This is a genomic window from Amycolatopsis sp. NPDC043889 (assembly GCF_056435645.1).
Genome location: NZ_JBWKEC010000002.1, coordinates 109,460 through 131,046, shown reverse-complemented (window position 1 = coordinate 131,046; position 21,587 = coordinate 109,460). Strand labels below are relative to the sequence as shown.

The following is a 21,587-nucleotide window of genomic DNA, read 5'->3' as shown; positions in this document are numbered from 1 at the left end:
CCTGGATACCCAACAAGGAAAGGAAGTACGGATATGACAACTCTCGTACCCAATCCCCGGCTGACCCTGCCCAGTATCGCGGCCTGGCTGGAGAATCCGTGGCCGTTCGCCGAACACAACCCGGTGCGTATCGAAGAGTCCGTCGAGGACGGCAAGTACCTCGTCCGAGCCGAGCTTCCCGGATTCGACCCGGAGAAGAACATCTCGGTCACCGCGCACGAGGGGCAGTTGACGATCAGCGCCGAGCGCGAGGCGAGGACCGCGGAGCGCGGCCGCAGTGAGTTCTACTACGGCAAGTTCAGCCGGACCGTCTCCCTGCCCTCCGGTGCGACGACGGCGAAGATCACCGCGGCTTACAAGGACGGAATCCTCGAAGTCTCCATGCCGGTCGAGGACAAGCCGCACGAGAAACAGGTCAAGATCAAGGTCGGCAAGGGCTGACCATCCCGGCCGGGCGGGCGCGCGACCCCAGGGCGCGCCCGCCCGGCGACCTGGTACCCGAAGGAGTCTTCATGCGTGTCCTGACCTTGAATCCCGGCTCTTCGAGCCTGAAATCGTCCTCGGTCGTCGACGGCACGCCGGTCGGGTGGGCCGCCATGAGCCTGGACGACGACGCCCATGACGCCGCGCGACATGCTCTCGACCGGTGGTCCACAGTGGACGTCGTGGCCATCAGGTTCGTGCACGGGGGTTCCAGGACCGGTCCGGTCCGGCTCACCCCGGACGTCGTGGACGCGCTCGAAAAGCTCATCCCGTTCGCACCTCTTCACCAGCCACAGGCCGTCCGCCTCGCACGGGAGGTGTTCCGATCGCGTCCCGGCCTGCCGGCGATCGCGTCGTTCGACACGGCCTTCCACTCCCACCTCCCCGAAGAAGCGTCGAGGTACGCGCTACCACGGGAATGGACCACTCAAGGGCGCTTGCGGCGCTACGGTTTCCACGGCCTTTCGTGCCGTCACGCGGCGCGCCGTGTGACGGAACTCCTCGGTGCCGAGGAGCCGCGGCTCCTGTGCTGCCACCTCGGTGCCGGCGTCTCGGTGACCGCGATCCGCGGTGACCGGAGCATGGACACGAGTATGGGCTTCACTCCGTTGGAAGGGCCTGCCATGGCGACGAGGTCCGGCTCGGTGGATCCGGGGCTGGTGCTGCACGTCATGCGAACGGCGCCGATGTCGATCGAAGCGATGAAGGACGCGCTGTATCACCGTTCCGGTCTCGCCGGGATGAGCGGGACGAACGGGGACCTTCGCGCCGTCCTGGCCCGCGAAGCGGTCGGGGATCCCGACGCGGTGTCGGCTGTCGCCGTTTACCTGCACCGGATCCGCCGGGAGATCGGCGCGATGGCGGCGAGCCTCGACCGGATCGACGCCGTTGTGTTCACCGGCGGGGTCACCGAGCATCAGCCGGAGCTGATCGCGCGACTGGCCGGGAGGCTGGGCGTCTTCGGAATCTCTGTCGATCCGGCGCGGTGCCTCGGGGACGGTGACCGGGTGATCAGCCCGGATGACGCGCCGGTGACCGTCTTCGCCATGGGAACAGGCGAGGACGTCGAACTGGCACGGGATGCCGAGGCGGTTCTCTCGGTGGAACACGTATAGGGGTGTGCCGAGTCCGTGAAGGCCTCCTTGAGGACCCACAGTCCCTCAAGGAGAGGCCTTCACGGACCACCCAAAGATCAGGAAGCTGCCGGGCTGAACCGATGAACCGCCTGCGTCGACACCAGCACGACGGGGCACGTCGCGTGCTTGACGCAGGCCGTGGACACACTTCCGAAGACGAGCCTGCCGACCGCGCTCTTCGTGCCCGTGCCCAGCACGAGCAGGTCTGCATCGCGCGCCGCCGCGAGTAGTTCCGACGTCGGATTGCCTTGCCTCAGCGAGGTTTTCATTTCGACGTCCGCATGAAGCTCGCGCTGGATCCGTGCGACCGCGTCGTCGAGCGAGTAGTTCTTCCTTACCGGAACCCTGCCGTGTGGCTGGAGTGCGAAGGACGTGCCGGGAAGGAGCTCTTCCCGTGGCAGGACCATCAGGACCTCCACCTTGTCACCGACGGTGGCAGCTTCTGCGATGGCCCACCGGATCGCTTCCTCGCTCTCGGCCGAGCCGTCGGCGCCCACGAGCAGGTGGCGGGTGTTGTCCGGATTGGTGTTCATGGCTCATTCCTTTGCGCGGATTGCCCGGCACGGAGGAGGTCCTGCCAGGTGATGACGCCGATCACGCGGCCGTGTTCGAGGACCGGGACGGATCGGAGCCGGTGCTCCAGCATCTTCGCGGTCAGGTCGGTCAGGTCGCTGTCGGGATGGGCACCGGCCGCCGGGCGCCGCATCAGCGTGCTCACCTTGGTGTGCCCGCTGAGCATGACGCCGCTGTCCGGGTCGCCGTCGGGAAGGTAACGCGCCCGGAGCAGGTCCTCTTCGACCAGCACACCGAGCAGTTCGCCGGTGCCGCCGACGACCGGAAGCGAGGTGATTCCCTTGCCGGTCAGCACTGCGATCGCTTCGCCGATCGTGGCGGCGGGCGTCACCGCGACGACCGGGGTGGTCATGACATCACGTACTCGCATGAAGTCAGTCTCGATCCGCCGGGTGTGCCGGGAATACGGCTGGAGGTCCCGGCCTGGCGGGACCGTCGCCTCTCTTGCCGGGCGGTGTTGCCGAGTGATGGTGGCGGCACACTCCCGGCGATCAGCAGCGGAGGAGGTCCAGGTCAGGGACACGTCGTCTCGCTGGTCGCGAGCCTGGAACATGGTCCATCCGGGGCGAAACCCGCTCGCTCGCCGCGAAGATCGCATGGAAGCGTTCATGGTGCTTCTCGCGATCGCCCTCGTGGTCCTCGCCCTGCCGGTCGCCGCGGCGGTGGCTTCCGGTGTCTTCGCGGCCCGCGCCGAACAGGCTGAGACCGAGCAGGCGACCAGATATCGCGTGGAAGCGACCTTGCTCGAAGACGGCGCGCCCCTCGGCATCACGGGCCGGTCGGGTGTCGTCGACGACAGCTCGCTCGTTGAGGCGACGTGGGTCACTCGTGACGGAGACAGCCGAGTCGGCGAGGTCCAGGCGACGCGGGGCAGCCGAGCCGGCGCGAAGGTCCCGGTCTGGCTCGACGAGCCGGGGTACCCGGTCGCCGCACCTCTCACCGTTCTCGACGCCCGCCTCCTCGGTGCCGGGACAGAGGAATGGCGCGAGTTCGCGTCGCACTAGCGGTGCCGAAGGTCCCGGCACACCGGGCCCACGGCCACTGCCGTCCTCGTCCGCCACGCGAGACGCTGAGATCGAAAGGCAGGTGCAGCAGGATGGTCCTCACTCGTTCGCCGGTCGTCGCGGACGCGCTGCGCGCCGCGGTGCGCGCGCCGTCACCGCACAACTCCCAGCCGTGGATCTTCGAGCTGGCGCCGGACACGATCGACGTCGTGCTCGACGAAAGCCGGATTCTCGGCGTCTGTGATCCGGAAGCGCGTGAGGCACGGCTGGCCTGTGGCGCGGCGTTGCTGAACCTGCGGCTCGCCATCGCCGCCGCAGGCCGAGTCAGTGAAGTCGAGCTGGCGCCTGAACGGGAGAGGTCCTCCTTGCTGGCACGAGTGACACTCGGCCCCCGTCACCGTCCCACGGTGATCGAGCGACGTCTTGCCGCGGCGATTCCCCGGCGGTACAGCAACCGCCGCCCCTTCACGGACGAGCCGGTGCCACTCCACGTGCGGACCGCCGCGTGCGAGGCGGCTCGTGAGGAGGGGGCACGGCTGGTCCTGCTCGACGAAGCCGGTCTGCTGGAGGCGACCGCGGGACTCATCCGCCGAGCCGACCACGTTCAAGTCCTGGACGCGTCCTTCCAACGAGAACTCCGGGAATGGACCAGGCAAACCGCCGAGGACGACGGTGTTCCCACCTACGCGGGCGGGCCTCGTTCAGCGGGCGGGCTGCTCCCGGGACGGTACGTCAACGAGGGCGGTGTTCCTCGCGTCTTCGAGCAGGACCCGCTGGTAGCGGTGCTGACCATGCCGAACGACGCTCCGATCTCTCAGGTCCGCGCGGGGTGCGCGATGCAGCGGGTCCTGCTCACCGCCACGGACGCCGGACTGAGCGCTTCGTTCTATTCGCAGCCGATCGAGATCAGCGCCGTACGCGCGGCACTGCGTGACCTGCTCGGTGGCACCTTCCATCCCCAGACCGTCTTCAGGCTCGGTTACGGCTATCCGGGCGTGAAGACGCCACGTCGCCCGATCGAAGAGGTCGCCCGCGACAGGAACGCGGGGGAGCGGCCATGACGACGTTCACCGGGATCCCCGCGCATGTCTGGTCGACGGAGGAGAAGCGGATCCTCGTGGCGGCCGCACGACAGGTCCCGAGGCGATGGATCGACGATGTCTGGACGCTGTCGGTTCATGAGGACTCGCTCGACTTGTACGAACGTCTCGCGAACAACCACTGGGTGCGGGACCGGGGTGGGCGTGCGCGACTGATCGTCTGCGGGGCGGTAGTGGCGAATCTCGATTGTGCGATCAGGATGCTGGGCTGGGCGCCGCACATCGACCTGGCTTGTGACGTCGTCGCCTCGGATCGGGTCGCCAGGCTCGCCTCGCGGCGTCGCCTCCGCCCCGCGGCGGCTGATTTCGCCCGGTTCGCCGCCCTGTCCGGGCGCCGGACCAAGCCGACTCCGTCCTCGGTGGCGACGTGGGGGCGAGAGGTCGCCGAAGCGAACGAGAGCGAGGGTATCCGGGTGCGGGTGCTCGAGCCGTCTCACGTCCGTGAGCTGCCCAAGATAGGCGGGCAGATCACCAGGAAGGCGACTCCGGAAGCCTCCTGGATCGCGTTCCTGGTCGCCACCGTGACGGAAACCCGGCAACAGCTCGTCAGGGCTGGTGCGGTCGCACAGCGATTGTTGCTCGCGTCCACCGAGTACGGCTTGGAGGCCACCGCGTTCACCGAGCCTTTCGACGCCCCCGCCATCCGCGGGGCGCTTGCCGGCATCGACGGTGTTCCCGGATTCCCTCAGGCGGTCGTCGTGGTCGAAGAACCTCGGAAAACACCGGCACAGAAGGGAAGAACACCATGACGGACAGTGCGACGGAGAACCGGATCGTCGTCGGCATGGACGGTTCGGCGGGTTCTGCCGCGGCGGTGCGCTGGGCGGCCGACGAAGCGGTCAGGCAGGGCGCCGCCTTGCAGGTGGTCAACGTGTGGGTCCACGACGAGATGTTGGACGACGCGTCGGCCAATCGGACCGTGGCGGAGGCGAGAGACGTCCATTTGAAGGCGCTGGAGGCCGCGACCGCCAAAGTCCTCGACGCCCACGAAGGGCTCCACATCACCTACGACGTTCCCCAGGGTGACCCTGGCGAAGCGCTGGTCGAGCGTTCGAAGGGGGCCGCGCTCCTAGTGCTGGGCAGCCACGGCACGGGCAAGATTCGTGAACTGCTGGTCGGCTCGGTGTGCAAGACGGCACTGCGGCACGCGACGTGTCCGGTGGTGGTGATCCCGCCGCCCGCCTCGGCTCCGGAAGGCAGGCTCGGCCGGCTGCTGACCTCTGTTTCGTACGAGCCCGGTCCGATCCTCTGAGCGAACCAGGACACAGGAGACAGCCATGAAAGCGCGGCCCGAAATCGTCACCGTGATCACGCGGCGAAATCCGCTCATCCGCTGGTCCGACCGGCTCGAAGCCGCGCTGATGATCGGCGCGGTCCTGCTGGCACTGCTGGCGATCCCGTTCGCCGCGGCCGCCGGATCCGGGGCCTACGCCGAAGGGCGGGAGCGCGCGGTGGAACAGGCGGCGAACCGTCAGGAGACGACCGCGGTGCTACTCGCCGACGCCCCACCCGTCCACGTGCGCCTTGACGGCGTGCCGCTTGACGAGAAGGTCGAGGTCGCCACCCGTTGGACAGGGCCAGGTGGCCTGATTCGTGAAGGCGTGGTGACCGTCGATGCCGGGATGGTGACCGGGAACGAGGTGCGGATCTGGCTCGACGCGCTCGGGCATCCCGTCGAGGCGCCGGTCACCGACACCGATGCCCTGAGTCAGGGCATCGGTGTCGGCACGGGGCTGTGGCTGGGCTGGCTCACTCTGGTCGCGACGGTCTTCCTGGCGTGCCGGGCGGCGCTCGGGCGCAGCCGCGCCGCCGAGTGGGCGCGCGAATGGCAACGGATTGCCCAGAACCGACCCGCGGCCTGAAGGAGAAAGATGAGAATCCTGCTGACGGAAGCCACCTTCGACGAGTCTCGTGAGATCGCGGTCGCGTTGCGGGACCTGGGTTGCCGGGTCAGCCCCTGCCATGTCCGATCCGGAGTGTGCCGAGAGCTCGCACCCGGCGGGACCTGTCCGCTGGACGAAGAGGACCGGCCGGAACTCGCCGTCGACGTCCGCGGTACCGAGCCCGGTTTGACCGCACGCGAATTCGGTGTGGTGTGCGCGCTCCGGAAGAGGGTTCCGGTCGTGATGACCACGGCAGGGGACACGGGTGGCCCCGTCGTCCCACCGGGTTTCGAACACCGTGTCACGGCTTGTCCGCCGGAAGACCTCTTCGAAGCGTGCAGGGGCTTCCTGCGCACACGTGCTTGACCGAGAACGATCACAAGGAGGCTCCGATGCGTGCTTCGGAGATCATGACCAGCCCGGCGGTGGCGACCACACCCGCGACCCCCCTTCGCGAGGCGGTGGCAGTGCTGGCCGAGAAGGGATTCGCCGGCCTTCCGGTCGTCGATCACGAAGGCCGGGTACTGGGGACGTTCACCGAATTCGACGCGCTGCGGGGAATCCGTGCGGGCGGTGACGGGATCACGGTCGGCGCGTTGATGTCCACGCCGGTGGAGGTTGTCTCGCCATCCACCGACGTCACGGAGATCGGCAGGCGGATGCTGGCCGACCGGCTGCGTTGCCTGCCGGTCGTCGAGGAGGGTGTCCTGATCGGTGTGGTGAGCAGGCGTGATCTGCTCCGCCCACTCGTCCGGCCCGACGACGTGATCGCCGCACAGGTACACGGCCTGATCAGTGACTACGCCGGACATCGTCCGAAGTGGACTGTCGAGGTCGACGGCGGCTACGTGAACATCGCCGGCGAGTTCCGGGACGAAGCCGAACGGCGGGTGCTCGACGCGCTCGCCCGGACGGTGCCGGGAGTGGTCGCCGTCGTACTGGTCACCGGGAATCCGGCGGCGACATGACGGCCGGGACGAGCGCCTTGCTGGCGGACGGCGACATGGTCACCGTCCGCCGGTTGCGTGCGGAGGACTTCGACGCTGTCTTGAACCTGCATCAGCGGTTGGACGAGCGTGACCGCTATCTGCGTTTCTTCACCGCCCATCCGGGGAGGCTGGATCTGCTGAGCCGGTTGGCGATCGAAGGCACGGGTATCGGAGCATTCCGAGGGGACGACCTCATCGGGATCGCTCACTACCGCCCATCGTCTGGGGACGACGCGGCCGAAGTCGCCCTGGTCGTCGACCGTGCGGTCCAGGCACACGGGGTCGGCACTCTGTTGCTCGAACATCTCGTGTCCTTGGCCTTGGCGCAGGGTATCCACCGTTTCATCGCGCTGGTGCTCGCGGAGAACAGCCGGATGATCAAGGTGTTCTCCGACCTCGGCCTCCCGTACGTCATCGGAAGGGGAGGGCCGGAGCTCGACGTCGAGATCGAACTCGGCGAGCCGCACAGATACCTCGAGCGAATCGAGGAACGGGAACGGCTCGCCGACGTGGCGAGTCTCCGCACGGTGCTCGCCCCGGCCTCGGTGGCCGTCGTGGGGACGGGCAGGCGGGACGACTCGGTGGGCAGGGCGATCCTGCGGAACCTTCTCGACGCCGGCTATACCGGCGTCGCGCACGCGGTGAACCCGAACGCCACGGAGATCCTCGGCGTCCCCTGCGCGCCTTCGGTGTCCTCTTTGGACGACTCAGTCGAGCTGGCGGTGATCTGCGTACCCGCGGAATCCGTTCCCGGCGTCGTCGAAGACTGCGGACGGGCAGGAGTGCGCTCGATAGTGCTCGTCACGGCGGGGCTGACCGCGACACCCCTGGAGCATCGTGTCCGTGAACTCGTCGCCAGGTACGGGATCCGGCTGGTCGGCCCCAACTGCTTCGGCGTGGTCAACAGCGCTCCGGCGACCCGTCTCGACACGACCTTCGCCCGCCACGCCGCCCGGCGAGGCCGGATCGGGGTGGTGACGCAGTCCGGCGGTTTCGGGATCGCGCTGATGGACGCGCTCGCCGGATTGGGGCTCGGTTTGTCCACATTGGTGTCCACCGGTGACAAGTACGACGTGAGTGGCAACGATCTCCTGCGGTGGTGGCGCCGAGACGGGGAGACCGACATCGCCGTGCTGTACCTGGAGTCCTTCGGCAACCCGCGAAAGTTCAGCAGGCTGGCCCGCGCTCTCGCGAGGGAGAAGCCCGTTGTGGCCATTCGCGGGGCCTCCGCCCCGGCGGCACAGCGGGCCGCGGCCGCGCACACGGCCGCACGAGCGGTCCCGGCCGCGACCAAACTGGCGTTGTTCGGCCAGGCGGGTGTCCTCGTCGTCGACACGGTGACCGAGGTCCTCGGCCTGCTCGCCGCGCTCTCGTGGCAGCCGCTGCCATCGGGCTCACGGGTGGTGGTCGTGAGCAACGCCGGGGGCGCCGCGGTTCTGGGGGCGGAGGCCTGCGTCCGCAACGGTCTGGTCCTGCCCGAGCTGAGCCGGAAGACCCAGGACACACTCCGGCGGCTGTTGCCCGAGCACGCGAGCGTGGGCAACCCGCTGGACACGAGTGCCGCCGTCACGGCCGACACCTTCGCGTCGTGCGTCACCGAGGTCCTGGCCGACGAAGGTGTGGACGCGGTGATCGCCGCCGGCGTGCCCACCGGTGTCGGCGATCCGCTGGCCGGGCTGGTCGCGGCGCCGGAGAGCAAGACCGTTCTCGCCGTGCGGCTCGGCCAGCTGGAGTCGGTCGCCCCTCACCGCGGGATTCCTTGCTACGCCGATGTCGAGGAGGCCGCGGCCGTCCTGGCGAAGCTGTCCGAACGAACCCGCTGGCTCGAGGCAGGGGTGGGCGGCCTGCCCGATCTCTCCGGTATCGATCTCGCGACGGCGACCCGGTTGGTGGGCGCGTACCTCTCCGCGCATCCGAGCGGTGGCTGGTTGTCCCGGAAGGACGGTGAGGACCTGCTCGGCTGTTTCGGGATCCGGGTGACCCGGCGTCGATTCGGTGATCGTGAGCTGCTGGTACGCGGCCAGTCCGACGACGTGTTCGGTCCGGTCGTCGTCCTGGGGCTCGGCGGTATCGATGGAGCCTTGCTCGACGACGGATCGACCGGCCTGGGGCCGCTCAGCACCGACGACGCCGAAGCGCTCATCGACAGCCTGCGCGCGAGCAAGGCGCTGTTCGGCGGGAACAGCGCTCTGGACCGATCCGCGCTCGTGGAGTTGCTCCTGCGAACGGACCGGATCATGGAGCTGGTGCCGGAGGTCGTCGACGTCGACCTCGACCCGGTCTTCGTGTCGGCGGAAGGGGCCACCGCGGGCGCCGTCCGGGTGCTTGTCCGGCCGCGGCCATGGGCCGATCACTACCTTCGCCGGCTGTGAGAAGGACGAAGTCCCGGCACCGGGAAACGGTGCCGGGACTTCGGTGTCCGGACGGTCATCGGAGCCAAGGATTCCGGTCCACGAAGGACAACCGAGTCCAGCGCTTTCCGAGCCCCCAGGTGTTTCCGGCGGCGGTCGTGGCGAGCGCGATGAGCACGAGGGCGTAGATCACGTGGTACTCGATGATCGGGTTCGTCGACATGGTCGGCTCACCCGCGCCGTTCGTCCGGGCGAGCGGCCATTCGGCGACCCACATCAGCAGCATCATCACGGTGCCGGTGATGGCGGAGATCCGCATCCCTACCCCCAGGGTGACGGCGAGACCGATGCCGAGCAGGCCCGCCATGAACAACCAGTCCGCCCACCAGGTTCCGCCCCAGGAGCGCAGGGTTTCGGCGAACGGGCCGACGTCCACCCGGCTCAAGAACCCCTTCGTCGGCGAGCCGCCCTTGATCCAGGCGTTGCCGGAAGCGGTGGCGTAACCGAGGCCAAAGGTCTTGTCGACGAACGCCCACAGGAACAGCAGACCGGTGGCGACACGGAGCACGGCGAGGCTTATTGCACCGGCCGAACGTTCGGAATGGACTTCCTGATGCTGGCCGGGGACACTGCGCCGGTGTCCGCTTTCGGCGGTGGCCATGGAATTCTCCTCTGGTTGGCAAATTCACGATCGATTCGAGTGTGTTACGGCACGGCACGCGGCTCTGGGGCCGAAAGGCCCGGGTACACGAGGCCATCGTCATGCGCCGCGGCGAGACTCGCGCGGCATGCGCGAATCAGCTACCGGGTCGCTCGCGTCGGCGCCGCCCGCCCACAGCCCGGGCAGGAGAAGGTGACGTCCCCGGCCAGTTCGTCGACCGCGACGGAGAGCGCGAGAGAGCAGGAGCGGCACCAGCGGTGGCCGGTCACGATGATGACGTGGAGCGGCGAGGACACGCATTGGTGCAGCCAGCGGCGATGGGTCCGGCAGGTGATCCGCTCCAGGGGATCGCGATCGTGTTCTTCCTCGAAATCTTCCCGCGACAGGGTGATCGCGAGCCGCCGGTCCTTCAGGTCCGCATAGCGAGCGAGGGGGGCTGTTCGTGCTGGTTGTCCGTGGCCGACATGGGAGGGTCCTCGCTTCCGATCCGCGGGTTGTTGACCTGTACTCCCATCGTGGTCGGCTCGTCGGCGACACAGGAGAGGCCGGCGCCCCGGGCGAAGCGGTCCTTCGGTCCGCCCGGATCCCTTCGGGGCAGGCCGAACGTCCCGCCGCTCAGATACCAAGGGAAGCGGGCCTGATGACGTCGTCGTCCCAGACGAAGTCGAGCCGGTTCCGGACGTCGACCACGCCGGGGACCTCGCTCGACAGGGCGCCCGCGCGTTCGGCCGCGCCGCGGTTGTCCAGCCTGCCGAGAAGCGTCACCACACCGTCGGCGACCGTGACGGACGCCTGTCCGGGTGCCACCCACAGGGTGCCGGCGAGGATGTCGCGTTCGATCTCGCCACGGATCTCCTCATCGGGACGCCGGAACGTGGACAGCAGATCCCGGCGCGACACGACACCGACCAGCTTCGCGTCCTCGACGACGAACAGCCGTCGCACGTCCTTCTTGGCCAGCCTGATCGCCGCGGCTGCGAGCGAGGCGCCTGCTTCGATCGTCACCACGGGTGCGGTCATCAGGTCTCTGGCGAGCAAGGCCTTCGCTTTGCGAGACTCGTCCTTGGCGTGGTGACCGGCGAACAAGGCAGGTCGGGGATCGCGAAGCCGGGCCAGGAGATCAGCCTCGGAGACCACACCGATCGGTGCTCCGGAGTCGTCGACGACGGGCACCGCGCTGATCCGCCGCCTCGCCATCAGCGCGGCGATCTGCTTGTAGCCGGCGTCCGGCGCGACCGCGATCGGGTCGATGGTCATGACCTCGGAAACAGTGGTGCACATGGGTCGCTCCTTCGTTCTCAGGAATCCGCGGTGCGGGAGATCAGCACCGGACAGGCGGCGTGATGGACCAGGCTCTGCCCGGTCGAGCCGAGCAGGAGACCGCGGAACCCGCCGCGGCCCCGGCTGCCGACCACGACCAATTGCGCTTTGACGCTCCAGCGCAGCAGTTCCTGGCGTGGTTCGTCGTGCACGACCACCTGGTGCACTTCGACGTCGGGATAGCTGTCGCGGAACTTCGACACCTGCTCGGTGAGCATCCGTTGAGCGGACTCGGTGAAAGCACTCCAGCCGTAGTTACCCGCGGGATCACCGAAGGAACGGGAAGCCGAGACGTCCTCCCAGGCGTGCACCGCAACGAGATTCGCGCCCCGGGCGCAAGCCTCGTCGAACGCGGCGGCCAGCGCGATCTCGGCAGCGGGGCTTCCGTCGACGCCGACCACGATGGGTTGTCTCCATGCCGTGGGGAGATCCCAGGTGCGGCCCCGTACCGACACGACGGGACAGTGCGCGTGCCCGGCGAGCGCGGTCGTCACCGATCCGCCGAACAGGGCGGTGAAGCGGCTGTGTTCGGTGGACCCGAGGACGATCAGCCGGGCGGTGCCGGAAGCCTCGATCAGCGCGGGGATCGCGGAATCGTCGGAGATATGGGTCCTGACGACGGGGCCGTATGCGCGTTCCACGTTGTCCACTGCTTCGCGAAGGATCGTTTCTCCGCGGTTCTTGACCTTGCGCAGGAGTTCATCGGACGGGGGAACGCTGCCAAGGTAGTAGTCCGGTAGCCCCAGTGCGTGCCACAGTTCGAGGGAGGTCTCGTGCCGGTCGGCGGCCTGCAAGCCCCAGGTGGCGGCGGCCCGGGCGCCGGCGGATCCGTCGGCGCCGACCACGATCGGCCCGCTCAGCCGGACGGTTCGGTTCATCATCGGCCCTTTCACCTCGCTACGGCCCTACGCGGCCAAAGTTAAGCGGGCGGACGGGCGTGGTCCGGTGCCGTTGGTCCCGGATTCCCGGGACCTCGGGGGCGCCTCTGGTCACTAGTGCGCGGGCGCGCGAAGCCGTTCACTCGATCGATGACGATCCTCATCGCCGGCGGAGGACTCAGCGGTCTCAGCCTTGTCGCACATCTGGTGACGCGATCGGAATCCCTGGGCCCGATCGTCGTCGTGGACGACGGCCGTCGGCAGCTCGCGACCGCGGGCTGGGCATCCTGGTCCGCTGAGCCGGGACTCCTCGACGAGGCGGTGTCGCGCACGTTCGATCGGTTCCACGTGCACGCGGCCGGGCGTAGCCGGATCGTCGGCCTCGGCCGGTACAAGTACCGCTTCGTCCGTGGCGATGATCTGGCGGCGGCGGCCGGCAAGGCCGCGGAGAGACGTGGTGGTGTCGTCTTCCACCGCGGGCGGATCACTGAGATCCGGCAGGCGGGCCGGGGCGCGGAAGCCCTTGTGGACGGCGAACCTCTCCGTGCGGATTGGGTGTTCGACAGCGTTCTCGGGCCTGGGCCGGCCCGGGTGGACGGCTGGCTGGTCTTCCGCGGCTGGCACGTGCGCACGGCCGCCCCGGCGTTCGATTCGGCCGTGCCCACCTTCTTCGACTTCCGTACGCCCCAGGGCCGCGCCGCGAGCTTCGTCTACGTCTTGCCGCGGGGCCCGCAAGAAGCTCTGGTCGAGCACACGTCCTTCGCGCCGCCTCGCACACGGGGTATGGCGTATCCCAAGGAGCAACGAAGCGCTTTGCGCGAATACCTCTCCACGATTCTCGGCGTTCGGGAGTACGCGGTCACCCGTGAGGAGTCCGCTTCCCTGCCGCTCTCCGCTTCGGCCGTCGACCGCAGACGCGGCTCGATCCTCGCCATCGGGACCAAAGCCGGGCTGGTCAAGGCGTCGACCGGCTACGCCTTCCAACGTATCCAAGCCGACAGCGCGGCGATCGCGAGGTCGTTGGCGGTCCACGGTCATCCTTTCGAACTGCCGAAACCCAAAGCGAGGCATTTGCTGTTCGACGCCACGCTCCTCGACGTCGTGGCCCGGGACCCGGCTCAGCTCGAACGGGTCTTCGCGGCGTTGTTCGACCGGTCCTCGGCCGAGCCGGTATTGCGGTTCCTCGACGAGGAAAGCTCCCTCCCTCAGGAGGGAAGAATATTCGCGCGCCTGCCGCCTTCGTTGTACTCAGCGGTGACCCGGAGGCATCGATGAAGTTCTCCTTCATACGCTATCGGCTTTCTTGGCTACAAGGTGATCTCTTGGCCGGGGTGACCGTCGCCGCGTACCTGGTGCCGCAGGTGATGGCGTACGCGGAGGTCGCGGGCCTGCCCGCGGAGACCGGCCTGTGGGCGGTGATCGGGCCCTTGGCGGTCTACGCCGTTCTGGGCTCGTCGAAGCTCCTGTCGGTGGGCCCGGAATCGACGACCGCCTTGATGACGGCCGTCGCGCTCGGTCCGCTCGCCGCGGGAGATCCCGCCCGTTACGGAGCCCTCGCGGCCATGATGGCGCTCATGGTCGGGGGCCTGTGCCTGCTGGGAGGCTCGGCCCGGCTCGGCGTGCTGGCGGACCTGCTGTCGAAGCCGGTACTGACCGGCTACATGGCCGGGATCGCGGTGCTGATGATCGTGAGCCAGCTGGGCAAGCTGACCGGCGTCACCGTGACCGGCGACGGGGTGCTCGCGGAACTGGGTTCGTTCGTCAAGAACATCGGGCACCCGCACTGGCCGACCTTGGTCCTCGGCGGTCTCGCTCTGGCTTGCCTGCTGGCAGCGCAGCACTGGTTTCCGCGGTTTCCCGGACCGTTGGCCGTCATTCTGGTGGCCGCCGCCGTCGTCACCGGCTTTTCCCTGACGGAGAAAGGGATCCGAGTGATCGGGCCGGTTCCGGATTCGCTGCCGGTACCCGAGTTCCCCGTGGTGAACGGTGCAGACCTGGCGAGTCTGCTGCTGCCCGCGCTGGGGATCGCCCTTGTCGGCTTCTCCGACAACGTCCTGACCGCCCGCGCCTTCGCGGGCAAGCACGGCGAGCGGGTCGATTCCAATCGAGAGCTGCGCGCGCTGGCCGCGTCGAATCTCTCGTCGGGACTCCTTCACGGGTTCCCGGTCAGTTCGAGCGGCAGCCGGACCGCGCTGGCTTCCGCGATGGGTGCCCGGACCCAGCTGTACTCCCTGACCGCGCTCGCGACGGTCGTGCTGACGGTACTTTTCGCGGGACCGTTGCTGGCCGGCTTTCCCAAGGCGGTGTTGGCGGCGATCGTCGTCTACGCGGCGTTGAAGCTGATCGATCCCCGGGAATTCCGTCGCATCTCGCGGTTCCGGCGCAGCGAGTTCGTGCTGACCTTGTCGACCTTGCTCGCCGTCGTCGCGCTGGGTGTCCTGTACGGCGTACTGGCCGCCGTCGGCTTGTCCATTTTGGATCTTCTGCGCCGGCTGGCGCGGCCGCACGGCGCGGTGCTCGGTTTCGTTCCGGGCGTGCCCGGGATGCACGATGTCGACGACTATCCCGACGCGACGACCGAGCCAGGTCTGGTGATCTACCGGTACGACGCGCCCTTGTGTTTCGCCAACGCCGACGACTTCCGGCGACGGGCCCTCGCCGCCCTGGACGGCGGCAAGCAGGTCGAGTGGTTCGTCCTCAACGCCGAAGCCAATGTCGAACTCGACATCACGGCGGCCGACGCCGTACGCGGGATCTGCGACGAGCTGCGCCGCCGGGGGATCACGTTCGCGCTCGCCAGGGTGAAACAGGAGTTGCGCGAAGATCTCGAGGCCGCAGGCCTGCTTCGGCTCATTGGTTCAGGCTCGCTGTACCCGACGCTGCCCAGCGTCGTCGACGCGTTCCGTGGGAGGAGGAAGGAACATGCCGGACCCGGATGAGCGCATGTGGTCCGACGGCGAGATCGAGGTCCTGGCGCGGGCGGTCATCCGAGCGCCGTCCGTGCACAACATCCAGCCGTGGTCGCTGGCCCTGCCCGATATGCGCGCGGAACTGAGCGAACGGACCGACCTGCCCCTTCCCGAGCACGACCCCACCGGTCGCGACCGGCTCATCTCCTGCGGAGCGGCCTTGGAGAACCTCGTGCTGGCCGTCCGGGTGCTGGGGTGGTCCACCGAGGTGGAGACAGCCGCGGGGCGTGGACCTCTGGTCGCCGTCGTGACCACCTCGGGCCGCGAGCCGCCGTCCGACCGTGAGCTGCTCGCGTTTGCCGCCATCTCGCGGAGGCGGAGTCATCGCCGCCCGTTCGCCGCGATCCCGATCGCGTCGTCGATGCTCACGCCGGTCATCGGCCAGTTGCCGGATGGAGTCGGCTGCCGGGTTCTGCGCGCTGGTGACAAAGACACCCTCGCGGTACTGTTCGAACAGGCTTCCCCAACGATTCAGAGCCGTGACGACCTCCAGCGAGAGCTTGAGGAATGGACAGGGGACTGGCGGTCCGACAGTGTCGGTGACGGCTTGATCCGGCCTGGCTACGACAAGGCGGGCCTTCCGTGGGCGGGACTGGTCCGCCGGACGAGTCTGATCCCGGACGCCCGGTCCCTCGCGCGCAGGCTCGATGCGGAAAGCATCTTGATCTTCTGCGCGAAGGAAGATGATCGTGCCGGCCACCTCACAACGGGAGTGGCCATGCAGCGCTCGTGGCTCGCGGCCGTCGACGGAGGGTTGGCCGCGTCGGTGCTGACCCAGCCGCTGCACGAGGCACCCGTCCGCGAGCGGATGACCGCGGAACTGAAGCTACCGGGACACCCCCAGCTCATCATGCGGCTCGGCTATCCGGACGGACAGGTTCGGCACGCCGCCCGCCGCCGACTCGGTGAGGTGGTGCGGCATCCGGACGATCATCCTGTTTTCTGACGGCCGCGTGTCTTGGCAGGATCGGCGGCTGGTGAAACGCTGGAGCGGTTCGGGCGATTGAGAGTCGTCACACTTTGCCGATCCGGGAGGAGCAACCGAATGTCGTCGGAGCGAGGTTCGGCCGACGAGGCGCCACCGAGCGCGGCGGTTTTGACCGGGTTACGGCTCGACGAACTGCTGCACGAGGTCCAAGAGCGGCTGTCGGAGATCGTCAAGACCCGAGATCGGCTCCAAGGCCTGCTCGACGCGGTCCTGGCCGTGGCCACCGGGCTGGAACTCGACTCGACCCTGCAGAGAATCGTGCAGGCGGCGGTCGAGCTGGTCGACGCCCGGTACGGCGCGCTCGGCGTGCTCGGTGACGAAGACGGGCTTTCGGAGTTCGTCTACGTGGGCATCGATGCCGAAACGAGGTCTCATATGGGGCATTTGCCCGAAGGCCGGGGCTTGCTCGGGCTGCTCATCCACGAGCCGCACCCCGTCCGGGTACCCGACCTGACCGCGCACCACGCTTCGGTGGGCTTCCCTGCGAACCATCCCCCGATGCACAGCTTCCTGGGCGTACCGGTGCGTGTCCGGGACGAGGTCTTCGGCAATCTCTATCTGACCGAGAAGCGGGGAGCCGCCGAGTTCACCGCCGACGACGAGGTCGTTCTGCAGGCCTTGGCCGCGGCCGCCGGTGTCGCCATCGACAACGCCCGGTTGTTCGAACGGTCACGGACGCGCGAACGGTGGCTCGAAGCGGTCGCGGAGGTCAACGGTGAGCTCCTCGGGGGTGCGTCGGTCACCGACACGCTGAACCTGATCGCCGCCAGGGTTCGTGAACTTTCCGGGGCCAACGAGGTGTTGATCCTGCTGGCCGGAGGTGCCGGGCAGGCCTTGACCGTGAGTGTCGTCGCGGGAGAGCGGGCGAACGCCCTCGCGGGATCTTCGATGACGGGAGGGCACCCCGCGATAGACGAGGTGTTCGAATCCGGCCAGCCCAGTCTCATCCCTGACCTGGGTACGGTCTCCCCTGGGCCGGCCGAGCCTGTTTTCGACGGTCTCGGACCGGCCGCCGTGATTCCGTTGAACAGCACTTCCGGCGTCGGAGGGGTGCTCGTCGCGGGGAGGGACAAGGGCGCTTCGCAGTACAAGGCCGATCAGCTTCCCATGCTGTCGTCGTTCGCCGATCAGGCCGCGGTCGCGCTGGAGTTCGGTGAGAAACAGCGTAATCAGCGGCTTTTGGACGTTCTCGCCGATCGGGACAGGATCGCTCAGGACCTGCACGACCACGTCATCCAGCGGATGTTCGCGACCGGGATGAGCCTGCAGAGCATCGTGCCCCGGGTACCCGACACGTTCGCGCGGGACAGGGTGACACAGGCGGTGGAACAACTGGATCGGACGGTCCGCGAGATCAGGACGTCCATCTTCGATCTGCACACCTCGGGCTCGGACGCCTCGAAGAGCCTGCGCCGCCGGCTGCTCGACGCCGTCACGGAATTGACGACCGAGAGCACGCTCACTCCTTCGGTCCGGATCGCCGGGGCTGTGGACACGCTCGTGCCGCAGACGCTGCACGAACATGCCGAGGCGGTGGTCCGTGAGGCGCTGAGCAACGCGGTCCGTCATTCCGGCGCCGATGAGATCACGATCAGCGTCGAGGCCGACCGTGAGCTGATCATCGAGGTCACCGACAACGGCATCGGCATCCCCCAAGCGGGCAGGCGAAGCGGATTGGTGAACCTCGCCGACCGAGCGACGAAGTGTGGCGGCGAAACCGAGTTCGGAGACCGTGACGGTGGCGGCGCTCGGGTGCTTTGGCGCGTTCCGCTGACCTAGCGGTCACCGAATACCGGGGACGCCGCCGCGGTTCGTTTGAGTTCGGTCGCGAGGACCGCGGCTTGCGTCCGGCGCTGAATGCCGAGCTTGGCCAGGATCCGGGAGACGTAGTTCTTCACGGTCTTTTCGGCGAGGAACATCCGCTCACCGATCTCTCGGTTGGTCAGGCCTTCGCCGATCAGATCGAACACCGTTCGTTCCTGCTCGGACAAGGTGGAGGTCGGATCGTTCTGGTCGCGCTCGCGCCGGATGCGGTTCATCAGCGCGGCGGTGGTCCGGCTGTCGAGAAGCGAGCCGCCGCCCGCGATGGTCCGGATCGCCGAGACGAGATCGTTCCCGAGGACCTGCTTGAGGACGAATCCCGACGCGCCGGCCATGATGGCGGTGAAGAGCGCCTCGTCGTCGGCGTACGAGGTGAGCATCAGGCACCGCAGCTCCGGCTCGGTGGACAGCAGATCGCGGCAGAGTTCGATGCCGGTTCCGTCGGGGAGCCGCACGTCGAGCACGGCGATGTCCGCATCGCTTTGCGGGATGCGGGCGAGTGCTTCGGAGACGGACGCGGCTTCGCCGGCGATTTCGATGTCAGGTTCGTTCCCGAGCAGATCCGCCAGCCCTCGCCGGACAATCTCGTGGTCGTCCACGAGGAACACCTTGGTCGCCATCTCGTCCCTCCTGAGGGGTCCCTGCTTCTCGACCGACGGTACCCGTGCACTTCGGCTGATACAGCCACCTAGACGTCCCAACGAACCGGGACCTTGGGCCCTGGCGGGACCGCACCCGGGTATTTGGTCCCGGCGATCGGTGCCCTCGGTACCTGCTCCATCCTCGTGGGACAGGTGCACCGTTGAACTCGATCGAAGGACGACTGAGGACGGGACACATGGCAAACGGGTGGACGAGGGCCGAGACCGAGGTACTGGCGAGGACGTTGCTGCGGGCGCCCTCCGTGCACAACATCCAGCCGTGGCGGCTGGAGCCCGACGGACACCGGCTTCTCCTGCGTGAGCGCCGCGACCTGGCACTGCCCGAACACGACACCCGAGGCCGTGACCGGCTCATCTCGTGCGGTGCCGCCCTCGCCAATGTGGAGCTGGCGGTCCGGGTTCTCGGCTACGACCTGACCACGCGGATGTTCCCGGAGGACGGCGAGCCGGACATCGTCGCCGCGATCGAGACCACGGGGCGTTCGGCGCCGTCCGATGTCGACCTGCACCGGTACTCGGCGATCGCCCGGCGAGGAAGCTACCGGCACCCCTTCTCCGGCCGACGAGTCTCGCGAGAGAAAATCGGTGACTTGATCGCCGCCGCGAACGAAAGCGGGGTCGAAGCCAGGCTGATCCACGACGAGCTGGAACTCTCCCGGATCGCGGATCTGCTCGAATTCGCCGCCGAGGCGTATCAGCACGATCTGGCGTACCAGCGCGAACTGGCCCTGTGGACGATCCACGACGAGCACTTTCACCGCCATGGCGTCGGGCTGGCCGCGAGCGCGCTTCCCGCCGGATCGCTTCCCTGGGCGGGACTGGTCCGTCCAGGGACGGCTCTCCCCGATCGCCGAGTCCTTCAGCGTCGCCTCGCCGGTGAGACCTTGCTCGTCTTCCTCACCGTCGATGATGGCCGGTACGACCACCTGCACGCGGGACACGCGCTCCAGGACACCTGGCTTGAAGCGGTCGACGACGGTCTGGCCGGTTCGGTGCTGACCCAGCCGTTCCACCTGCCCGAAGTCCGTTCCGCGTTGACCGAGGATCTGGAGCTTCCCGGGTTTCCGCAGGCCGTCATGCGCTTCGGCTATCCCACCGGGCTCGTGCCGTCGAGCCCGCGCCGTGCCGTCGACGAAATCCTCGGGAACGGATTCTGAGCTCCTCACCGAGAAAGGCGTCATCGTGACCATCGCGCTGACCTTCCATGGCGGAGCCGGAACCGTCACCGGCAGCAAGTACCTGCTGGAAACGCCCGGTTCCCGTGTCCTGGTCGACTGCGGGCTCTTCCAGGGACTCGCCGATCTGCGCCGCCGGAACTGGGCACCGCTGCCGCGTGCCTTGACCGACGTCGACGCCGTGGTGATCACCCACGCCCATCTGGACCACTGCGGGTACCTGCCGGTCCTGGTGCGATCGGGCTGGCGCGGACCGGTGTACGCGACACCGGGCACCGCGGCTCTCGTTCCGATCGTGCTGGAGGACAGTGCCCATCTCATGACCGAGGAGGCCGCGCACGCCAACAAGTACGGCTGGTCGAAGCACCGGCCGGCCTTGCCTCTTTACGACGCGGGTGACGCGCGGAAAGCGATCGGTCTTCTCGAAGAACTCGAGTACGGCATCGAGACGACGGTCGGCAAGGACATGACGCTGCGTTTCGGGCAAGCCGGTCACATCCTCGGCTCCGCCTGGGCACAGCTGCGGTCCGATGGGCGCGACGTCGTGTTCAGCGGCGATCTCGGCCGTCCGGCACACAGTCTCCTGCGCCCGCCATCGCCGCGGCCTCCCTGCGACGCGCTGGTACTCGAATCGACCTACGGCTCCCGGGTCCACCACGACACCGACGCCATGGACCAGCTCGGCGAAGTCATCAGGCGGACGGCCAGACGCGGCGGCAGTGTCCTCGTCCCGGCGTTCGCCGTCGACAGGACCGAAGTGGTACTGGCCGCGCTCGCGAAGTTGATGCGGTCGCACACGATCCCCGACCTGCCGGTTTACGTGGACAGCCCGATGGCGTTGGCGGCGCTGCGGGTGTACCGCGAGGCATTCCGTGACCATTGGCCGGAGATCCGGCCCGAACTCGCCGGGCACGATCCGCTGACTCCGCGTTCGCTGACGGAACTGCGAACGGTGGAAGAATCCATGCGGGTCAATGCTCCGAGGATGCCTTCGATCATCATCTCCGCGTCGGGGATGGCGAGCGGAGGCCGGGTACTGCATCACCTCGAACACATGCTGCCTGATCACCGGCACACCGTGCTGATAGTCGGCTACGCCGCCCCTGGCACCCGCGCGCGCAGCCTCGCGAACGGAGCGAGGCAGATCAAGATCCATGGCCGCTACACCACGGTCCGCGCCGACGTGGCCCAGCTCGACGCCTTCAGTGCCCATGCCGACGCGGACGAGCTGGTGCGGTGGGCCACCGCGGGAGCGCCGCCGAAGAGTACCTATCTCGTGCACGGCGAGCCCGAGGCGTCGGCGGCGGTCGCCGAACGGCTTCGTACCGAGCATGACTGGCAGGCTGTCGTTCCCCGTGATCGGGAGCGGGTGCTGATCTGACGGCTACGCGTGGGTCGCCGGGTCAACAGCCGCCGGGGTCGTCGTGAGTGTTGTGTGTCGTTATTGAGGAGTAAGTCAACGGTGGCGTGGCCGAGACTTTGCGGTGAAGGACCCCTACGGGCGGTGAAATGCCCGTTTAGTGTCTAAATGTGCGATTTTCGACGGGGGTCGTGAGCGGTAATGACGGTTAGAACGCTCATTACCACTCACGAC

Annotated in this window: 22 protein-coding genes; 16 read left to right on the top strand and 6 right to left on the bottom strand. The window is 68.1% G+C overall.

Features of this window, described 5'->3' with window-relative positions; translation table 11 throughout:
* Positions 1 to 33: 33 nt before the first annotated feature.
* Together AC0685_RS06165 and AC0685_RS06160 are read left to right on the top strand one after the other, a co-directional pair.
* Positions 34 to 441, top strand: a complete 408-nt coding sequence (locus AC0685_RS06165; protein ID WP_478224586.1) for an Hsp20/alpha crystallin family protein — start codon at positions 34 to 36, stop codon at positions 439 to 441.
* Positions 442 to 512: 71 nt separating this feature from the next.
* Positions 513 to 1,598, top strand: coding sequence for an acetate/propionate family kinase (locus AC0685_RS06160; protein WP_478224585.1), 1,086 nt, complete (start codon positions 513 to 515; stop codon positions 1,596 to 1,598).
* A gap of 77 nt (positions 1,599 to 1,675) precedes the next feature.
* Here the strand turns inward: AC0685_RS06160 and AC0685_RS06155 are convergent, their stop codons facing one another.
* Positions 1,676 to 2,152, bottom strand: a complete 477-nt coding sequence (locus tag AC0685_RS06155) for a universal stress protein (protein ID WP_478224584.1) — start codon at positions 2,150 to 2,152, stop codon at positions 1,676 to 1,678.
* Entirely contained in the window at positions 2,149 to 2,562 is a 414-nt protein-coding gene (locus tag AC0685_RS06150; protein WP_478224583.1) for a CBS domain-containing protein, read from the bottom strand. Before AC0685_RS06150 ends, AC0685_RS06155 begins: the two co-directional genes overlap by 4 nt.
* A gap of 97 nt (positions 2,563 to 2,659) precedes the next feature.
* On the opposite strand from AC0685_RS06150, the gene AC0685_RS06145 reads away from it, so the two are divergent.
* The 8 genes from AC0685_RS06145 to AC0685_RS06110 all read left to right on the top strand — a co-directional run bounded on the left by AC0685_RS06145 (position 2,660) and on the right by AC0685_RS06110 (position 9,540).
* The gene (locus tag AC0685_RS06145; RefSeq protein ID WP_478224582.1) at positions 2,660 to 3,196 is read left to right on the top strand and encodes an Rv1733c family protein; all 537 of its coding nucleotides are present in this window, start codon (positions 2,660 to 2,662) and stop codon (positions 3,194 to 3,196) included.
* A gap of 92 nt (positions 3,197 to 3,288) precedes the next feature.
* The gene (locus AC0685_RS06140) at positions 3,289 to 4,257 is read left to right on the top strand and encodes an Acg family FMN-binding oxidoreductase (protein ID WP_478224581.1); all 969 of its coding nucleotides are present in this window, start codon (positions 3,289 to 3,291) and stop codon (positions 4,255 to 4,257) included.
* On the top strand, positions 4,254 to 5,045 hold the full coding sequence (locus AC0685_RS06135) for a hypothetical protein (protein WP_478224580.1): 792 nt from the start codon (positions 4,254 to 4,256) through the stop codon (positions 5,043 to 5,045). The genes AC0685_RS06140 and AC0685_RS06135 overlap by 4 nt, the downstream gene beginning before the upstream one ends.
* Positions 5,042 to 5,548 carry a universal stress protein gene (locus AC0685_RS06130; RefSeq protein ID WP_478224579.1) on the top strand — a complete coding sequence of 169 codons (507 nt, stop codon included), beginning with the start codon at positions 5,042 to 5,044 and terminating at the stop codon, positions 5,546 to 5,548. Before AC0685_RS06135 ends, AC0685_RS06130 begins: the two co-directional genes overlap by 4 nt.
* Before the next feature lie 25 nt (positions 5,549 to 5,573).
* Positions 5,574 to 6,158, top strand: coding sequence for an Rv1733c family protein (locus tag AC0685_RS06125; protein WP_478224577.1), 585 nt, complete (start codon positions 5,574 to 5,576; stop codon positions 6,156 to 6,158).
* A 9-nt stretch (positions 6,159 to 6,167) separates the two neighbouring features.
* Positions 6,168 to 6,545, top strand: coding sequence for a hypothetical protein (locus AC0685_RS06120; RefSeq protein WP_478224576.1), 378 nt, complete (start codon positions 6,168 to 6,170; stop codon positions 6,543 to 6,545).
* A 26-nt stretch (positions 6,546 to 6,571) separates the two neighbouring features.
* Positions 6,572 to 7,147, top strand: a complete 576-nt coding sequence (locus AC0685_RS06115; protein ID WP_478224575.1) for a CBS domain-containing protein — start codon at positions 6,572 to 6,574, stop codon at positions 7,145 to 7,147.
* The gene (locus AC0685_RS06110; RefSeq protein WP_478224574.1) at positions 7,144 to 9,540 is read left to right on the top strand and encodes a bifunctional acetate--CoA ligase family protein/GNAT family N-acetyltransferase; all 2,397 of its coding nucleotides are present in this window, start codon (positions 7,144 to 7,146) and stop codon (positions 9,538 to 9,540) included. The genes AC0685_RS06115 and AC0685_RS06110 overlap by 4 nt, the downstream gene beginning before the upstream one ends.
* A gap of 55 nt (positions 9,541 to 9,595) precedes the next feature.
* On the opposite strand, the gene AC0685_RS06105 is transcribed toward AC0685_RS06110, so the two are convergent.
* The 3 genes from AC0685_RS06105 to AC0685_RS06095 form a co-directional block, all read right to left on the bottom strand.
* On the bottom strand, positions 9,596 to 10,180 hold the full coding sequence (locus AC0685_RS06105; protein ID WP_478224573.1) for a hypothetical protein: 585 nt from the start codon (positions 10,178 to 10,180) through the stop codon (positions 9,596 to 9,598).
* A gap of 615 nt (positions 10,181 to 10,795) precedes the next feature.
* The gene (locus AC0685_RS06100) at positions 10,796 to 11,461 is read right to left on the bottom strand and encodes a CBS domain-containing protein (RefSeq protein ID WP_478224572.1); all 666 of its coding nucleotides are present in this window, start codon (positions 11,459 to 11,461) and stop codon (positions 10,796 to 10,798) included.
* Positions 11,462 to 11,478: 17 nt separating this feature from the next.
* Positions 11,479 to 12,381, bottom strand: coding sequence for a universal stress protein (locus AC0685_RS06095; RefSeq protein WP_478224571.1), 903 nt, complete (start codon positions 12,379 to 12,381; stop codon positions 11,479 to 11,481).
* Positions 12,382 to 12,528: 147 nt separating this feature from the next.
* On the opposite strand from AC0685_RS06095, the gene AC0685_RS06090 reads away from it, so the two are divergent.
* The 4 genes from AC0685_RS06090 (at position 12,529) to AC0685_RS06075 (ending at position 18,114) form a co-directional block, all read left to right on the top strand.
* Complete coding sequence (locus tag AC0685_RS06090; protein WP_478224570.1) at positions 12,529 to 13,653, top strand: lycopene cyclase family protein; 1,125 nt, start codon at positions 12,529 to 12,531, stop codon at positions 13,651 to 13,653.
* Positions 13,650 to 15,317: a SulP family inorganic anion transporter gene (locus AC0685_RS06085; RefSeq protein WP_478224569.1), complete on the top strand. Its 1,668-nt coding sequence runs from the start codon at positions 13,650 to 13,652 to the stop codon at positions 15,315 to 15,317. The genes AC0685_RS06090 and AC0685_RS06085 overlap by 4 nt, the downstream gene beginning before the upstream one ends.
* Positions 15,301 to 16,293 (top strand): Acg family FMN-binding oxidoreductase, encoded by a 993-nt coding sequence (locus AC0685_RS06080; protein ID WP_478224568.1) that lies wholly within the window; start codon positions 15,301 to 15,303, stop codon positions 16,291 to 16,293. Before AC0685_RS06085 ends, AC0685_RS06080 begins: the two co-directional genes overlap by 17 nt.
* A gap of 99 nt (positions 16,294 to 16,392) precedes the next feature.
* Positions 16,393 to 18,114: a sensor histidine kinase gene (locus tag AC0685_RS06075; RefSeq protein ID WP_478224567.1), complete on the top strand. Its 1,722-nt coding sequence runs from the start codon at positions 16,393 to 16,395 to the stop codon at positions 18,112 to 18,114.
* On the opposite strand, the gene AC0685_RS06070 is transcribed toward AC0685_RS06075, so the two are convergent.
* Positions 18,111 to 18,776, bottom strand: a complete 666-nt coding sequence (locus AC0685_RS06070; protein WP_478224566.1) for a response regulator transcription factor — start codon at positions 18,774 to 18,776, stop codon at positions 18,111 to 18,113. The genes AC0685_RS06075 and AC0685_RS06070 overlap by 4 nt on opposite strands.
* 218 nt (positions 18,777 to 18,994) lie before the next feature.
* On the opposite strand from AC0685_RS06070, the gene AC0685_RS06065 reads away from it, so the two are divergent.
* Entirely contained in the window at positions 18,995 to 19,975 is a 981-nt protein-coding gene (locus tag AC0685_RS06065) for an Acg family FMN-binding oxidoreductase (RefSeq protein WP_478224565.1), read from the top strand.
* Positions 19,976 to 20,000: 25 nt separating this feature from the next.
* Positions 20,001 to 21,374 carry an MBL fold metallo-hydrolase RNA specificity domain-containing protein gene (locus AC0685_RS06060; RefSeq protein ID WP_478224564.1) on the top strand — a complete coding sequence of 458 codons (1,374 nt, stop codon included), beginning with the start codon at positions 20,001 to 20,003 and terminating at the stop codon, positions 21,372 to 21,374.
* Positions 21,375 to 21,587 lie beyond the last annotated feature (213 nt).

Excerpts from the sequence above, each read along its gene's own strand:
- AC0685_RS06140 (WP_478224581.1), top strand. The coding sequence starts at position 3,289 with ATGGTCCTCACTCGTTCGCCGGTCGTCGCGGACGCGCTGCGCGCCGCG.
- AC0685_RS06090 (WP_478224570.1), top strand. The coding sequence starts at position 12,529 with ATGACGATCCTCATCGCCGGCGGAGGACTCAGCGGTCTCAGCCTTGTC.
- AC0685_RS06145 (WP_478224582.1), top strand. The coding sequence starts at position 2,660 with ATGGTGGCGGCACACTCCCGGCGATCAGCAGCGGAGGAGGTCCAGGTC.
- AC0685_RS06080 (WP_478224568.1), top strand. The coding sequence starts at position 15,301 with ATGCCGGACCCGGATGAGCGCATGTGGTCCGACGGCGAGATCGAGGTC.
- AC0685_RS06075 (WP_478224567.1), top strand. The coding sequence starts at position 16,393 with ATGTCGTCGGAGCGAGGTTCGGCCGACGAGGCGCCACCGAGCGCGGCG.
- AC0685_RS06165 (WP_478224586.1), top strand. The coding sequence starts at position 34 with ATGACAACTCTCGTACCCAATCCCCGGCTGACCCTGCCCAGTATCGCG.
- AC0685_RS06155 (WP_478224584.1), bottom strand. The coding sequence starts at position 2,152 with ATGAACACCAATCCGGACAACACCCGCCACCTGCTCGTGGGCGCCGAC.
- AC0685_RS06095 (WP_478224571.1), bottom strand. The coding sequence starts at position 12,381 with ATGATGAACCGAACCGTCCGGCTGAGCGGGCCGATCGTGGTCGGCGCC.
- AC0685_RS06115 (WP_478224575.1), top strand. The coding sequence starts at position 6,572 with ATGCGTGCTTCGGAGATCATGACCAGCCCGGCGGTGGCGACCACACCC.
- AC0685_RS06085 (WP_478224569.1), top strand. The coding sequence starts at position 13,650 with ATGAAGTTCTCCTTCATACGCTATCGGCTTTCTTGGCTACAAGGTGAT.
- AC0685_RS06150 (WP_478224583.1), bottom strand. The coding sequence starts at position 2,562 with ATGCGAGTACGTGATGTCATGACCACCCCGGTCGTCGCGGTGACGCCC.
- AC0685_RS06125 (WP_478224577.1), top strand. The coding sequence starts at position 5,574 with ATGAAAGCGCGGCCCGAAATCGTCACCGTGATCACGCGGCGAAATCCG.
- AC0685_RS06120 (WP_478224576.1), top strand. The coding sequence starts at position 6,168 with ATGAGAATCCTGCTGACGGAAGCCACCTTCGACGAGTCTCGTGAGATC.
- AC0685_RS06135 (WP_478224580.1), top strand. The coding sequence starts at position 4,254 with ATGACGACGTTCACCGGGATCCCCGCGCATGTCTGGTCGACGGAGGAG.
- AC0685_RS06070 (WP_478224566.1), bottom strand. The coding sequence starts at position 18,776 with ATGGCGACCAAGGTGTTCCTCGTGGACGACCACGAGATTGTCCGGCGA.
- AC0685_RS06105 (WP_478224573.1), bottom strand. The coding sequence starts at position 10,180 with ATGGCCACCGCCGAAAGCGGACACCGGCGCAGTGTCCCCGGCCAGCAT.
- AC0685_RS06160 (WP_478224585.1), top strand. The coding sequence starts at position 513 with ATGCGTGTCCTGACCTTGAATCCCGGCTCTTCGAGCCTGAAATCGTCC.
- AC0685_RS06100 (WP_478224572.1), bottom strand. The coding sequence starts at position 11,461 with ATGTGCACCACTGTTTCCGAGGTCATGACCATCGACCCGATCGCGGTC.
- AC0685_RS06110 (WP_478224574.1), top strand. The coding sequence starts at position 7,144 with ATGACGGCCGGGACGAGCGCCTTGCTGGCGGACGGCGACATGGTCACC.
- AC0685_RS06130 (WP_478224579.1), top strand. The coding sequence starts at position 5,042 with ATGACGGACAGTGCGACGGAGAACCGGATCGTCGTCGGCATGGACGGT.
- AC0685_RS06065 (WP_478224565.1), top strand. The coding sequence starts at position 18,995 with ATGGCAAACGGGTGGACGAGGGCCGAGACCGAGGTACTGGCGAGGACG.